The organism is Psychrobacter sp. S4(2024) (assembly GCF_036861305.1).
GTDB classification, from domain to species: Bacteria; Pseudomonadota; Gammaproteobacteria; order Pseudomonadales; family Moraxellaceae; genus Psychrobacter; species Psychrobacter cryohalolentis.
In genome coordinates, this window is record NZ_JAZAQR010000002.1 from 678,328 (window position 1) to 693,377 (window position 15,050).

Here is a 15,050-nt window from a genome sequence, read left to right on the forward strand (position 1 = left end):
TCGCATTATAAATGCGCTATCAGCCGCTGACAGTCCTCATGGCTAAGCGCTGCATTCATCACTAAGCGAATACGAGCAGTATTGGCAGGAACAGTAGGCGGTCTGACAGGTAAGGCATAAAATCCTGCTGCTTGTAGCTGCTTTGCTTTTTCGACAGTGAGCGCATTATCGCCTAGTATATAAGGCACGATAGGGGAGGCATAGCCTGCATCTTGATGAATTAACGACACGCGATATCGTTCGGGAATAGCGTCACTAAGCGTGGCGGATAACTGTGCCAAATGAAGGCGCTGCTCCGTTAAGCTTGGCATTTTTGCTAAGATAAAACGTGTCCATGCGTGATTAATGGGTGGTAATGCGGTGCTAAAAATGAGGGGGCGCATCTGATTAATTAGCCAGTGTTTGACGACATCATCACACATGATATAAGCGCCAATAGAGGCAAAAGCTTTACCAAAAGTCCCCACCAGATAATCAATATCAGCCAGTGTTTGGGTTTCTTCTGCCAATCCTAAACCTGAATCACCTAAGATACCGATAGCATGGGCTTCATCGATATACAGCTCAATACGAGCATCTTTTGCTTTTAGTTGTACCAATTGCGCCAAGTCAGCGCGGTCACCATCCATACTAAAGATGCTTTCGGTGACAATGATAATGCGCTCAACACTTGAATCTGCTTGCTCAATAAATTTGGCTAAATGCTTATAGTCGTTGTGACGATATCGACGATAGCTGACTAGCTTACTTTGGCTGAGGCGTATGCCATCGATAATACTAGCATGCACCAGTTTATCTGCCAAAATGAGCGTTTTGATTGGCAATGTCGTCAGTGCAGGCAAAATACCTATATTGGCATGGTAGCCGCTGTTGAATACCAGTACCGATTTTGATGAGGATAGGTTTTTCTTGTCTACAGCGTTTTGATACCATTCTTGTAGTTCAGACTCCAATGCTTGCAGATGTTCATCGTTACCTGTCAAGAGCCTAGAGGAGGTGGCACTCATCCTAGGTATGCTATCGACTGGAAATTGATTGAGTTGATTAAGGAAGTCGCTCTGGAGTTGCTTATTACTGCCCAAGCCAAGATAATCGTTGCTAGCGATATTGAGTAATCGATTGCCTTCGCTAATCACATATCGCTCATGGTGTTGTAAGTTAGGTATCTGACGGTATTGATTCGCTGCTTTTAGCGCGTTGAGCGACTCTTGCAGACGATTGATAATAAGAGCAGTCATTGAGGTCCCTTTTTTTATTTAATCGCTTTTATTTGATGGTTTTTACTTATTAAAATGAGGTTCTGAATAAATCGTCTCAAGAATAAGTAGGGATTATTGCACAAACTGAGTGGTTGTAACAAAAGATTTCATATATCGGCCTTTGTAACTTGAACATTGATAAACGCTTGCAAAACTTAACTTTCTTACCATTAAACACTGACAGAGTTTCTGACATGGTTTGTTACTATGTATACATCGTTAGCAAACAAGGCGATATGACTAAAAATTCCACATGAATAAATAACTTGTTTGTCCACAGTGATTTTAAGGAGATACACATGAAAACTCTACAGAAAACTCTAATTGCATTAGCAGCCGGTTCATTATTAAGCATGGGTGCACAAGCTGCCGTTTCTTATGGCAACGGCTACACTGGTCAACCATACGTTGGTGCTAAAGTCGGTCAATTTGATTTAGACGTTGATGGCGCTGATGATCCAACCGCATATGGCGTATATGCAGGCTACAATTTCGATCCTAACTTTGGTATGGAAGCTGAATTTGTAGGCTCAGATGACGCAGATTACAGAGGCGGTGACATCGACGCAAAAACTTACGGCGCTTATGGTACCTACCGTTATGCTTTCCCAAATACTGGTCTATATGCTAAAGGTAAGCTAGGTGTTGCAAGAACTGAAATAGAAGCGACTGGTACTGCGTTTAATAACTTCTCTGACAGCGATACTAGTTTAGCTGGTGGTGTTGGTCTTGGCTACTCAGTAAACCCTAACTTCAGTGTTGAAGCTGAATATGACAAGCTAGGTAGTGACGCAGATCTTATGACTGTCGGTGCACAGCTAAAGTTCTAATTTCTTGATACTTAATCTCTTTATATTAAAGTATTAATTTATATTAAAGTATTAATAAGAACGCCCAAAATAAAAAACGATCGCTTCGGCGGTCGTTTTTTTTTGCTTTTTTTAAGCACAATATAGATAGTCTTAGTTTAAGGCAAATATGGATGCGCTTTAATACTAAGAAAGTTAATAGGATTAAGACATTGTTTTTATAGCGCTTTTAAAACGTCCTTAGAGGAGTAAATGTGCTACATTGAAAGCTAGGATAACAAAGATAGGGAATAAAGCAATGATGGAGATTCTTTGGATGATTGAACCTTGGCATTGGCTGGTATTAGGCTTTTCGCNCGTCCTTAGAGGAGTAAATGTGCTACATTGAAAGCTAGGATAACAAAGATAGGGAATAAAGCAATGATGGAGATTCTTTGGATGATTGAACCTTGGCATTGGCTGGTATTAGGCTTTTCGCTGCTGATTGTCGAGATGTTTGTGCCAACCTTTGCCAGTCTTTGGTTTGGTGCTGCTGCTATCATAGTGGCTGCGCTTGCATGGCTTCTGCCTGTTTCGGTATCCGTACAAATCATTATCTGGTTACTCCTCTCCGCTATCTTTTTGCTGGCATGGTTTAAGTTTATCAAACCTTTAGCGGTTGATCGTACTAAAGCAGGACTTGGCGGCAGTGTGATCGTTGGTGAAACAGGCATGATTATTGTGCAGCCGCAGCCAGATAGAGCTGGTATGGTGCGTTTTAATGTGCCTATTGTGGGTGCCGCTGAATGGATGTGCCGTACTCGAGGCGAGCAAGTGGCAGTCGGTGATCGAGTAGTGGTAACAGATATCGTTGGTAATGAGCTGATTGTGAGTAGCATGACATCGAAGGCAGCTGTGAACCAAAATATGCGCGTATAATAATAAGGATAAATTATGGAAAGCTTTAGCATTGTTATGGTGGTTTTGGTTGCACTGGTAGTCTTTACCGTGTTTAAAGGTGTGCGAATCGTACCACAAGGGTATAAATGGGTGGTACAGCGCTTAGGGAAATATAGCCAAACGTTAGAGCCAGGTCTAAACCTTATTATCCCTTATGTTGATGATGTTTCTTACAAAGTCACGACCAAAGACATCGTCCTTGATATTCCGTCACAAGAAGTGATTACCCGCGATAACGTCGTTATTATCGCTAATGCTGTTGCTTACATTAATATTATTCGCCCTGATAAAGCGGTCTATGGCATCGAAGATTATGAGTATGGTATCCGTAATCTGGTACAAACGTCTTTACGTTCAATCATCGGTGAGATGGATCTTGATAGTGCCTTATCTAGCCGTGATGAAATAAAAATGAAGCTAAAGCATGCCATCTCAGAAGATATTGCAGATTGGGGTATCACGTTAAAGACAGTAGAGATTCAAGATATTAATCCGTCACAAACCATGCAGGCGTCAATGGAAGAGCAGGCAGCGGCAGAGCGTCTACGCCGAGCGACAGTGACCCGTGCTGATGGTCAAAAACAAGCAGCTATCTTAGAAGCAGATGGGCGTTTAGAAGCCTCACGCCGTGACGCTGAGGCGCAGGTGGTACTGGCAAGAGGCTCAGAAGAATCTATCCGTCTGATTACTGCTGCGATGGGTACGGAAGAGATGCCGATTGTCTACTTACTGGGCGAGCAGTATATTAAAGCGATTCGTCAGCTGGCTGAGTCCGATAACTCAAAAATGGTGGTATTACCCGCTGACATTCTAAGTACAGTAAAAGGCATGGTCGGTGATAAGCTTAAGGTTTAAATCACCACCCTTTAATCATATGCTATAAATTTAATGCTTAAAAATAGTCAGTGAGTATCTAACGCGCTGGCTATTTTTTGGAACTGAATTTACTCATACTTTTTTTGATGATTCTTTTTGCGTGAAATATCGTTTTCTAAGCAATAAAAATACCTAAATAAGGAAAATAACAATGTCAATGATCATGACTGAGCAAAAGCCAAATACAGGAATAATCTCAATAGAGGATTTCCCACAAGGTTGCCCGTTACCCTATAGCGTGCTTGATGCGACGCACATCAATGCCGCCTATCCTGAGCAGAAATTAGAGATTCGCGGTGGTGGTTATGGCTCGGACGCCGCAGCGCATCCAACCAATGCCAACCAATTCTACGTACTCACCGATCGCGGTCCCAATGCAGATTTTGACGGCATTGCTGGTAAAGGTAAGCAGTTTTTAGTGCCAGATTACACACCGTATATCGGGCTGTTTGAGTTGCAGGCTGATGGTAAAATTATCAAGATAAAAGAGATTGTGCTTAAAGATAGTAATGGCAATCCTATTTCTGGGTTACCCAATCCAAAAGCTTTTGGCGGCACTAACGAGGCGCCTTACGATATTGATGGTCGACCGATGACGGTCAATCCAAACTTACCGTTTGATGCGGTGAGCAATCCTATTAAAACTGATATCGATGGTTTAGACCCTGAAGGGCTGGCAGCACTCAAAGATGGGAGTTTTTGGGTCAGTGATGAATATGGTCCACATCTTGTCCATTATGATGCGAATGGAGTGGAGATAGCCCGTATCAATGCGTTTGCCACTGATGAGCGTAATAACGTACTCGTTAACGGTAAACGGCTTTTATTACCGGCAGAGTTTACCAAACGCCGAGCCAATCGTGGCATGGAAGCATTAACCATTACGCCCGACCAGACTACGCTTGTAGGTATCATGGAATCCTCTATGGACAATCCCGACAAATCGGGTCGTGGCTCTAGTTTGGTGCGTATCGTTGCTATTAACCTAATTTCAGGTCAGATAGCACAATATTTATATCGTCTTGAAATTGCAGAGCACGTGGCATCAGGGATAGTCGCTATCAATGAGCATGAATTTTATCTTATTGAGCATGACCGCAAGTTTCCGCTACAAGATAAATCGGCACAAAAGCTAATCTATAAAATTAGTATCTCTCAGGCGACGAATATCGAAGAAGTGATAACTACTGAAACTATCAGACAAGATGAAAATCTCGGCTTGACTATCAATGGGCAAACACTTGAGCAGCTTATTGCAGAAAACGAAGCAAACTGGCAATTACTTGAAACTATGGCTATAAAGCCTGTTAGAAAAACCTTGGTTGTCGATGTGCTTGCTACGCTAGATTATCCGCATGATAAGCTTGAAGGATTATGGTTACGGCAAGACGGCGCATTGGGTTTACTCAATGATGATGATTTTGCGCTGACAGATACAGAGATAGTGGATGCAAAAAGCACGATTGAACAAAAATACCTAGATAAAGAAAAAACCATAGAGGATGCCAATCGACTGTATCTTGTGATGCCGACCAAATAGATATGGATAATGGTTTATAAGTTATAATATTTATCGCTGACCAAAAACAGACCTCGATTGAGGTCTGTTTTTGGTTAAATAGCTTTTGAGAAGCGGTTTTTATGTTTTTTATCCAGATATTCATCGAATACCATGGCTACATTACGACCCAATAAGCGACCTCTTGGTAATACGCGAATGCCAGCAGCATCCATATCAATCAAGCGGTCTTCTTGCATTTCACCAAGCTGTTGAATCTCATTAATAAAGTAGGTAATAGCATCGATGCCAAATTTCTGATTGATGTCTCTAAAATCCATATAATCGTGACACAATAAATTCATAATCACATATTCACGCAAGCGATCTTTAATAGAGGTTTTAATCACGTTAACCGCTGGCATGATGGTAGGATTATTACGTGCTGCATCAATATTGTCTTTATATACTTGCAAATCAGTATGATTTTGTAGGATATAACTGCTGTTGGCATTGGAAATTTGACTGATTGAAGACACGCCAAAGCCCAATAAATCACAATCGCCCATGATAGTATAGCCCTGAAAATTACGATGCAACTTGCCTTCACGCTGGGCGATGGCCAGCTCGTCATCAGGTTTGGCAAAATGGTCAATGCCAATATATTGATAACCGGCTTCAGTTAAGGTATTGATGGTATTACCGAGCATCGTGAGCTTAGCAGATGGAGTAGGTAAATCGTCCTCTTTGATTTGACGTTGAGACTTAAAGCGTTCAGGCAAATGAGCATAATTAAATACCGACAAGCGATCTGGTGACATCTCGATAATACTGCGTATGGTTTTATCAAAGGTTTCAGGCGTTTGATGTGGTAAACCATAAATCAGATCGACATTGATAGAATGAAAGCCTAATTCGCGCGCCTCATTTAATACATTTTCAATAAGCTCTGCTGAATGCACACGATTAACGGCAATTTGTACGGTCTCGTCTAAATCCTGTACGCCTAAGCTGACACGGTTAAAGCCAAGATTGCGCAATACTTTTAGCGTCTCGCCACTGAGCTCGCGTGGGTCAATTTCGATAGAGTAATCACCTTGGTCTTCCGGCAAAAACTCGAACTGGGTCTGCAAAAACTCCCAAAGTTGTATCAACTCATTGTCTTGCAGGAAAGTTGGGGTGCCACCACCAAAATGTAGCTGTTTAACCAAGGGTTTTTTGCCGTTTTCTAATGTGCGTAATAAGCTGCGTTTGTGATTAATTTCAGCCATCAAATACGCTAAATAATCGCCCGCATCGCTGTTCTTTTTGGTGATGATTTTATTGCAAGCACAGTAGTAGCAAAGGTGACGACAAAATGGAATATGGAAATAAAGCGATAACGGCGCATGGGCTTCGCGCTCTTGGAGGATTTTTGTTTCAAGCCCTTCTGGTATCGGAGAAAACTCTAAAGCAGTTGGATAGGAGGTATAGCGCGGTCCGGAACGATTATACTTATTAATGATATCTTGATCGAATGCTGGCAGCTGTTTGCTGGTGATACTGCCACGAGTACTGGCATAGGGATTGTCCGGCTGCATAACAGGACGCACCGTGGTAGGCTGCTCGCTTGCGTTAATTGAGTGCTCAGGTGTGCTATTGATATCAAATTGTTCTGACATGCGAGATTCCTCGTTTGACTGTATCAATCGCTATTTTGCTTAACAAGTTTATGGCTTTGCTAATAGCTATATTTCTGAAGAAAGCCAATAAAAAAGCGATTGAAATAAGTAATGACTAGTATAACAAATCACAGCTTATAGTGGCATGGACAATGACTTTGGTATATACCCATAAGGTTGTATGGTTAGGTAATAAAAAAGACTTTAGGGTTGTCCTAAAGTACCAAGAAGCTATGACTGTTTCTTCACTATGTATAGAAGCAAAAATAATTTTGACAATCTGAAACATAAACCTTAGACAAGAGAGTTAAGATATGATTCATTCAAAAATAAAAAACGCAACATTTGCGCACTTATTGATAATACTCTATTATCGATAAATATCTATATTAGGAATGGCTCATGTCATTTGCTCAAGTCTATACTCGTTCAGTCGTCGGACTACATGCTCCCAAAGTGATTATTGAAGTACATCTATCACAAGGGTTGCCGGCATTGACCATTGTTGGTTTGCCTGAAGCGGCGGTACGTGAGAGTAAGGATAGAGTACGCTCAGCGATACTCAATTCTGGATTTCAGTTTCCTAATAGACGCTTGACGATTAATTTAGCGCCCGCCGATTTACCTAAAGACGGTGCTCGTCTTGATTTGCCTATAGCCATCGGTATTTTGGCAGCCAGTGACCAGTTAGATCCAGAGGTGCTGGCAGGATTTGAGTTTATTGGCGAGTTGGCACTCAATGGTGAGCTGCGCCAAGTAAGCGGTAGTTTGGCGGTCGCACGGGCAATAAAAGCTGAGGTATTGGCAGAGCAAATTTTAGAAGGTAATGAGCAGGTGATATCAGTCACAAGGCAATTGATTGTCCCAACTATCAACGGGACAGAAGCAAGTCGCGTCGATGGCATCACCGTATTGGCCGCGACAAATTTAAAAGCCGTATGCAATCACTTGCAGTCACTTACCGATAGCAGTCTTTCGGATGAGCGCTTAGCGGCAGTAGAGCCAAGCCCTACCCAGCAGCATATAGGCTATCAAGTAGATTTGGCGGATGTAAAGGGTCAACATCATGCGCGTCGTGCTTTAGAGATTGCCGCAGCAGGTGGTCATTCGCTATTATTTACAGGACCACCGGGTTCGGGTAAGACTTTAATGGCATCACGCCTGCCAACGATTTTGCCAGATTTGAGTGCGGAGGATGCGCTAGAGGTTGCCAGTACGTATTCGGTTGCTGATAGTGATTATGATTATGGCACACGACCTTTTAGGCAAGTTCATCACACCATATCAGCGGTGGCATTGGTCGGTGGCGGTTCACGCCCGAAACCGGGTGAGATTACCCTTGCCAATAAGGGCGTATTATTTCTTGATGAATTGCCTGAGTTTGACCGTACGGTATTGGAAGTCTTAAGACAGCCGTTAGAGGCAAAGCAGATTACCATTAGCCGTGCCAACTCGCAGATGACTTTTCCGGCAAATTTTCAATTGGTGGCAGCGATGAACCCGTGCCCGTGTGGTTATGATGGCGATGGCTCAGGGCGTTGTCGCTGCCGACCGGAGCAGATTAAACGCTATCAAGATAAATTATCAGGACCACTACTTGATCGCATTGATTTACATATTACCGTACCAGCATTACCGATTGCGGATCTGCAAAATGCTCAGGCGGGAGAAACGTCCGAGCAAGTACGTACTCGAGTATCTGCAGCACATAATCGTCAGTTAATACGGCAAAACAAGGTCAATAATGAGCTCAATCCTAGTGAGATTGATAAATATATTCAGCTAGGAGAAGGCGAGCAACAACTATTACAGCTTGCTCAACAACGCCTAAATTTATCTGCTCGAGGTTATCATCGAGTATTACGCGTTGCACGAACGATTGCTGATTTGGCTGACAGTACCGATATTACTAGCGTTCATTTATCTGAAGCGCTAAGTTATCGTAGCAAATAATAGTTCTGGTGTTTGGTTATTTACAGGCTAACTCTTTAAAAGATAGTCCACCAAAGACGCAAAGTCATCGAAGGCTTCGGTAGGATTAAGCTCACGAATATCTTGCCCATAGTTATAGCCATAAGACAACCCAAGGGTATTTATATTGGCATTTTGCCCTGCTAAGATATCATTTCTCGAATCACCAATCATCACTGCTTGTTCTGGATTAATATTCAACGCTTTACAGACATGCAATAACGGCGCAGGGTCTGGTTTTTTGGTAGGCAAGCTATCACCGCCCAGTACTTCAATAAATAAATCTTGCCAGCCAAAGGATTGTAGTATTTTTGGCACAAAACGAATCGGCTTGTTGGTGACCAATGCCAGCTTATACCCTGCGGCTTGTAGTTTTTTTAGCCCACTATCCACGTTTGGATAGGCGACGGTTTTACTGCCGCCCATTTTGCTATAAGCATCGAAAAATACTTGCTCAGCATGGTCGACGGCTTCTTTGGCTAATTCACCCTCTAAAACCTCTATCTTACCTACCAAAGCGCGCTCAACAAGCATCCTTGAGCCATTACCAACCCAGTTACGAATGCTGTCGAGAGGATAGGGCGTTTTGCCAAGGGTCGTTAGCATTGCATTGGTTGCATCCGCCAAATCTGGTACGCTATCGATAAGGGTGCCATCAAAATCAAAAATTAAAAGTTGCTTATCCATTATTTCTACCCGTTAAAAGTGCTGCATTTTTTATTCATGCTTGTTTGGTGGTGATTACCATAGCATAAGAAAACAGTCTGCCTTAATGTTGCTATCCTATTAAATATCTTTATAGCGCTCACGGTGCTCAGCTTTCATCGCTAAATAATCTTTATTTTCACGGCACAAGTCCCATTTTTCTTTAAAGATACGTGCCGACTCTGCTTTGATAGGATCCTCGGTTTGTCGTGGCAGCTCTTCACGTCCATGCGCACCGCTTTGACCCTTTTTATCATCAGGGACCGCCCCTTTATACTTTTTACCGCCTTTATGATTGGCGTAGCGGCGGGCACGGGTAAAACCCATCTGGATAAATTTGCGTGCCATATCGGCTCCGACAAAGTCATCTGCTGCCAGATAATCCAAAAACATCTGATAAATGGCATCGCTACTCTCAAGCGCAATCTCAGGAGTAGCAAAGCGCCAGTGCGGCAGAATCTCAGACTTATAAGGCTCTACCAATAATACACCTTGTTCACCGCGACCGACACGGTACAGCTCAGGCTGCGTACGCAAATCTAGATTTTTATAATCCAAGTCATAATCAAATTCTCTCATTATTTTACCTATCAGCTGTCCATAGATAGCCTTAGTATAAAGAGCTGAGACGATTTAAATGTAGCATAGATATGTTATAGATCGGTGAAAGTGAGTATTAATAGAAGTGAGTTATTATTGCAGACATAAAAAAAGCCCCAAACAGTGATGTTTGAGGCTTTTTAGAATGCTTTAAACGAATGGTGGCTCGAGGCAGGTTCGAACTGCCGACACACGGATTTTCAATCCGTTGCTCTACCGACTGAGCTATCGAGCCGTCTTCGTTGAGGCGCTATTAAACTAAATATAGCGCTTACTGTCAAGCAGTTTTTGCATTATAGGTGATAAAAGGGCAAAAATAATGAACGATTCATCGAAATAAGCCTATTTAGGCTAAAATTAATCCTTGACGCGTAGTAGCTCGTATTCAGTCATAATACGATGAATCTCGGCATCAACCGCAACAAATGCACGCACGCCTTTTTTGACTTCAGCATCATAAACCAGTTTGATAAACTTAGCATCAATCGCACGACCGCGATTTTGCAGATGTACGGTGAGATACTGCAAGCGTTTGGCATCGGTCTGCCCATCATCAAAGCAAGCAACTGCGGCGATAGGCTTGTCATTAAACATACCGACATACAGCGTTTGACCACGTTTAAAACCTTGCTCAATAATAGCCAATACGTCAGCACCATCAGGCTGGCTATCATCGGTGTCATAGAGCGCCTCTAAGCGCTCGGCTAATTCGTTTTCACGAGTAGGCTTTTTGATGAGTGGCGCATCCAAACTATTGATGGCAATGGCTTCTAAAGGCATGTTCAATTCCTATAATTTAATACAGCAAGGCATAATAGAATCAGCAAAGGTGACGATTGATAAAACTGAAGCTATTATTTTAGCAGAATACGAGAATTTTGTGCGTGGTTTACTGCTTGGTCATGGCAGTAAATGGTAGGGTTTGCTATGATGAAGATAGACAAGGTTCTGTGTGCATCAAGCCTCATATTTTGGCTTGTTGAACAGGCTTTTTGAATAAGCATTGAACTTATTTTTAGCCTGATTGTTTTATTATCTATTTTAGACGCTAGTAAGAATATATTGGGCATTTTTCGCCCTATTTTATTGACCGCTTTTCATTTATAGAGAGTAGCCATGACCGCCAATTTAACGACGACAGCCAATATACCCAATACAGCTGAGCAAGATCCTACGCAAAAACTAAATTTACATGGTCGCCCTGAACGTATCGCGACTGTTGAGCGTATTACTGCTGAGACCCAAGTGACCTGTACGGTCAATCTTGATGGTACAGGGCAAGGTACTGTGGACACTGGCGTCCCGTTTTTGGATCATATGATTGACCAAATCAAGCGTCACGGTTTGTTTGACTTAGACATCAAATGTACCGGTGATACTTTCATCGATGATCACCACAGTGTTGAAGATACAGGCATTACGCTTGGTCAAGCATTTAACAAAGCATTAGGTGATAAAAAAGGTATCCGTCGTTATGGGCATTTTTACGCGCCACTAGACGAAGCATTGACGCGTGCGGTTGTTGATTTATCTGGTCGTCCAGGTCTGCATATGGATATTCCCTTTACGCGCTCGCATGTCGGCACTTTTGATGTCGATTTATTTAGCGAATTCTTCTATGGTTTTGTGAATCATTCGTGGATGACCGTGCATTTAGATAATCTAAAAGGCAAAAACAGTCATCATCAAATCGAATCTACCTTTAAAGCCTTTGCTCGTGCGCTACGTATGGCGTGTGAATACGATGAACGTGCGCTAAATACCTTGCCATCGACCAAAGAGGCGTTTTAGATGAGTCGTGCCACAAAAATTGCACTATTAGATTATGGTATGGGTAACTTGCACTCAGCCAGCAAAGCATTATCAGCGGTCGGGGCAGAAGTCTCTATCACCAATGACCCAAAAGTCGTGGCGGCAGCAGATAAGATTTTCTTCCCAGGCGTCGGTGCTATGCGTGATTGTATCGCTGGCATGCATGCGGCAGGTATTGACGAGGTCATACGTCAGGCGATATTTAATAAGCCTGTTATGGCTATCTGTGTTGGCATGCAGGCGTTGTTTGAGCAGTCTGCTGAAAATGGTGGCACGCCCTGCCTGAGTATCTTAGATGGCACAGTACCCGCTTTTGATCCGGCATGGAAAGATGAAAAAGGGGTACAAATAAAAGTACCGCATATGGGCTGGAATACTATTAGTGGTATGGATTTTACTCATCCATTATGGAGTGGTATCGAAGATAAGGCGCATTTTTATTTTGTACATAGCTATTACTGCGAGCCAGCAGATAGCTCGCAAGTGGCTGCTATTTGTGATTATGGTCAGCCGTTTTGTGCCAGTATCTTGCAAGATAATTTATTTGCTACCCAGTTCCATCCAGAAAAAAGCCATACCGCAGGTTTGCAGTTATTAAAGAATTTTGTAGACTGGGATATTTAAAAATAAGTATGACTTAGTTGCGCAGTCAGGTTGGCAAAGGCACAATCTGAGCGAGGAAGGAGCACAGTACTGCTTTGCTCTCGCGCAAAAGAGTTTGCATGGTCGCAAACTCTTTTTTATTCTTATTTTAAGCTTAATGACTTCCTACTCTCTTATATGTGGAATAAATAGTGGACTTTTATCTCTTTAAAAACGGCGTCGTGAGTGCCACAGGATTAGAAAAAGATGCCCTACATATCTATGTGGGCATCAGTGTTTATCTATTGAGCGTTATTTTGCTGCGTCCAATCTTCAAAAAATACAGTATCAGAGCGTTTATCGCTTTAATTATGGTGACCTGTATTGCTTTATTAGGCGAGTATTTGGATAACCGTCAGACCATTACCGAGCTAGGTCTCGCAGGGATAGAAAGCGCAGAGCTGATGGCAAGTATCCACGATATTATCAATACTTGTATGCTGTCGTATGTGCTTTATGGACTTACCATGTGGACGAAGATTTTTCAGTCAATCAATACAGTCAAACCTATGATCAAACGACAGAAAAAAACGGACTATTCATAAGTCCGTTTTTTTTACTATTTAACTATTTTTATCATTGAAGTTATGATGCTTTGTTATTTTTAGCTTCATCATACAACTCACGCACCACTTCACCAATCACTCTAATACCATCAGTTAGCGTCTGCTTGTCAGCCGCGATACTCATACGAATACACTCGTGCGCATGCTGATAATCGCTAACATCGACACCAGGGAAGAAGTACTCGCTTGGCACAATAAGGGTGCCTTTTTCTTTTAGGCGCTCGTACAGCTCAAGCGTACTAATCGGCAAGTCTTTGAACCACAACCATAGGAAAATCGCGCCTTCAGGCTTATGGATCATCAGTGGATAATCACCCAACGCTTCTTTTAACAGCTTCACAGCGAGGTTCGCCTGCTTTTGATAAAACGGCTTAATTTCATTATCAGATAATTGCTTGATACGATCGTTTTCTACCAGTGGCGTGGCAATCGCTGCGCCAAAGCGTGTTGGTGCTAGATTTACTACTGCATTCATCGCGCTGACCGCTTCAATCACCTTAGCATCGGCAACGATAATACCCGTACGCATACCGGGCAGGCCAATTTTAGACAGGCTAAAGCACAGAATCGTATTGTTATCCCAATTCAGATGCGCGTCAGAGTAAATGATATTCGGGAAGGGCATACCGTAGGCATTATCGATAATCAGCGGTATGTCATAACGTTTGGCAATCTCGGCCAAATGCGCCATTTCGTCATCGGTCAGCACGTTACCAGTCGGGTTGGTCGGGCGTGAGCAGCAAATCGCACCGATACGACCTTCCTTTAGCGCTGGCAAATTCTCTAATGCCTCAAAATCAACACGATATTTAAAGAAGCCTTCTTCGCCATCATGCGTCACTTCATCGATATGCGGTAGTACCGCTGCGAAATGCTGACCTTCAACATGAACATCGCTATAGCCAATATATTCAGGGGTCAATGGCAGAAGAATCGATTTATCTACAGACTGGCTTTCTTTATTTTGGCTGTTTTCATCAACGAAAGCGCCGCCGAATAGATTAAACAAATAGAAAAACGCGTTCTGTGAGCCGTTGGTCAGAGCGATGTTTTCTGAGGTCAGATTCCAGTCATAATGACGGTTAAAGAAGCCAACCAATGCATCAATAAAGTCAGAATCACCTTGCGGATTAGAGTAATTCGCCATACTAATAATGGCGCTACTATTGGCTTCGCCCGTATCGTTATCATTACCAAGCAACTTATACGTCTCCAAAAACAGCTCATTAACGGCATCAATTTTGGCAGGGTTACCACCGCCTAGCATGTTGACAGGCTGATCGCTTTTTAGCGCATCGCCCAAATCGTCCATCAATTGTGAGATGCCAGTGGGCTGGGTGAATTTTTGACCGAACTTTGAGAATTTCATAAGACTACCATGCTGTTTTGGAGGGTTTGATAAGAAGGAATCTGATTGATAAAAGTTAGGCTAGTATAGCAAATGAGGGCTAGGTAATCGCCCCAATAAATCAGCAAACTGCATGGCTGATATCGGTTTATATGGCTATACACTCTACGAAGCAAAAAACGCCTTCTATAGGAATAGAAGGCGTTTTAGTTTATAGTTTTTTAGCTAATCCTGCTTTACGCTTGTAGTTGGCAATCTGTGGCGCCTAGCTCACTAAGCTACCGCTTCAATCAAAGATAAACCGCCCATTAAAGCGACTATCATTAGTTAAACGAAGCTTTGCTTAGAATCATATTTGGCGCAA

The 15,050-nt window shown here is 42.6% G+C and carries 15 protein-coding genes and 1 tRNA gene; 9 read left to right on the plus strand and 7 right to left on the minus strand.

The window, feature by feature from the left end:
* Window positions 1-5: 5 nt before the first annotated feature.
* The gene (locus VLA57_RS07785) at window positions 6-1,238 is read right to left on the minus strand and encodes an 8-amino-7-oxononanoate synthase (RefSeq protein ID WP_333954775.1); all 1,233 of its coding nucleotides are present in this window, start codon (window positions 1,236-1,238) and stop codon (window positions 6-8) included.
* A 320-nt stretch (window positions 1,239-1,558) separates the two neighbouring features.
* Between VLA57_RS07785 and VLA57_RS07790 the strand changes: the two genes are divergently transcribed.
* The 4 genes from VLA57_RS07790 (at window position 1,559) to VLA57_RS07805 (ending at window position 5,423) form a co-directional block, all read left to right on the plus strand.
* On the plus strand, window positions 1,559-2,089 hold the full coding sequence (locus VLA57_RS07790) for a porin family protein (protein ID WP_201530647.1): 531 nt from the start codon (window positions 1,559-1,561) through the stop codon (window positions 2,087-2,089).
* A 399-nt stretch (window positions 2,090-2,488) separates the two neighbouring features.
* On the plus strand, window positions 2,489-2,986 hold the full coding sequence (locus VLA57_RS07795) for an NfeD family protein (protein WP_201530648.1): 498 nt from the start codon (window positions 2,489-2,491) through the stop codon (window positions 2,984-2,986).
* A gap of 15 nt (window positions 2,987-3,001) precedes the next feature.
* A complete protein-coding gene (locus VLA57_RS07800) occupies window positions 3,002-3,862 on the plus strand; it encodes an SPFH domain-containing protein (RefSeq protein WP_333954776.1) in 861 nt (286 codons plus the stop codon).
* Window positions 3,863-4,046: 184 nt separating this feature from the next.
* On the plus strand, window positions 4,047-5,423 hold the full coding sequence (locus tag VLA57_RS07805) for an esterase-like activity of phytase family protein (RefSeq protein WP_133104075.1): 1,377 nt from the start codon (window positions 4,047-4,049) through the stop codon (window positions 5,421-5,423).
* 74 nt (window positions 5,424-5,497) lie between these two features.
* On the opposite strand, the gene hemN is transcribed toward VLA57_RS07805, so the two are convergent.
* A complete protein-coding gene (gene hemN, locus VLA57_RS07810; protein WP_442968868.1) occupies window positions 5,498-6,961 on the minus strand; it encodes an oxygen-independent coproporphyrinogen III oxidase in 1,464 nt (487 codons plus the stop codon).
* Between the two features lie 483 nt (window positions 6,962-7,444).
* Between hemN and VLA57_RS07815 the strand changes: the two genes are divergently transcribed.
* On the plus strand, window positions 7,445-8,995 hold the full coding sequence (locus tag VLA57_RS07815; RefSeq protein ID WP_133104045.1) for a YifB family Mg chelatase-like AAA ATPase: 1,551 nt from the start codon (window positions 7,445-7,447) through the stop codon (window positions 8,993-8,995).
* A gap of 27 nt (window positions 8,996-9,022) precedes the next feature.
* On the opposite strand, the gene VLA57_RS07820 is transcribed toward VLA57_RS07815, so the two are convergent.
* The 4 genes from VLA57_RS07820 to VLA57_RS07835 all read right to left on the minus strand — a co-directional run bounded on the left by VLA57_RS07820 (window position 9,023) and on the right by VLA57_RS07835 (window position 11,098).
* On the minus strand, window positions 9,023-9,700 hold the full coding sequence (locus tag VLA57_RS07820; RefSeq protein WP_333954777.1) for a phosphoglycolate phosphatase: 678 nt from the start codon (window positions 9,698-9,700) through the stop codon (window positions 9,023-9,025).
* 99 nt (window positions 9,701-9,799) lie between these two features.
* A complete protein-coding gene (locus tag VLA57_RS07825) occupies window positions 9,800-10,297 on the minus strand; it encodes a DUF4385 domain-containing protein (RefSeq protein ID WP_133104047.1) in 498 nt (165 codons plus the stop codon).
* A gap of 180 nt (window positions 10,298-10,477) precedes the next feature.
* Window positions 10,478-10,553, minus strand: a tRNA-Phe gene (locus tag VLA57_RS07830).
* A gap of 122 nt (window positions 10,554-10,675) precedes the next feature.
* Window positions 10,676-11,098, minus strand: coding sequence for a hypothetical protein (locus tag VLA57_RS07835; RefSeq protein ID WP_011514742.1), 423 nt, complete (start codon window positions 11,096-11,098; stop codon window positions 10,676-10,678).
* Between VLA57_RS07835 and VLA57_RS07840 the strand changes: the two genes are divergently transcribed.
* From VLA57_RS07840 to VLA57_RS07855, 4 genes are all read left to right on the plus strand, one after another.
* Window positions 11,097-11,237 (plus strand): hypothetical protein, encoded by a 141-nt coding sequence (locus tag VLA57_RS07840; protein ID WP_020444528.1) that lies wholly within the window; start codon window positions 11,097-11,099, stop codon window positions 11,235-11,237. The two genes, VLA57_RS07835 and VLA57_RS07840, sit on opposite strands and share 2 nt — an antisense overlap.
* A gap of 197 nt (window positions 11,238-11,434) precedes the next feature.
* Window positions 11,435-12,109, plus strand: coding sequence for an imidazoleglycerol-phosphate dehydratase HisB (hisB, locus tag VLA57_RS07845; RefSeq protein ID WP_011514741.1), 675 nt, complete (start codon window positions 11,435-11,437; stop codon window positions 12,107-12,109).
* Window positions 12,110-12,754, plus strand: coding sequence for an imidazole glycerol phosphate synthase subunit HisH (hisH, locus tag VLA57_RS07850; protein WP_201551607.1), 645 nt, complete (start codon window positions 12,110-12,112; stop codon window positions 12,752-12,754).
* Window positions 12,755-12,924: 170 nt separating this feature from the next.
* Window positions 12,925-13,317 (plus strand): hypothetical protein, encoded by a 393-nt coding sequence (locus VLA57_RS07855; RefSeq protein ID WP_201530654.1) that lies wholly within the window; start codon window positions 12,925-12,927, stop codon window positions 13,315-13,317.
* A gap of 40 nt (window positions 13,318-13,357) precedes the next feature.
* Here the strand turns inward: VLA57_RS07855 and VLA57_RS07860 are convergent, their stop codons facing one another.
* Window positions 13,358-14,707, minus strand: coding sequence for a valine--pyruvate transaminase (locus VLA57_RS07860; protein ID WP_333954778.1), 1,350 nt, complete (start codon window positions 14,705-14,707; stop codon window positions 13,358-13,360).
* Window positions 14,708-15,050 lie beyond the last annotated feature (343 nt).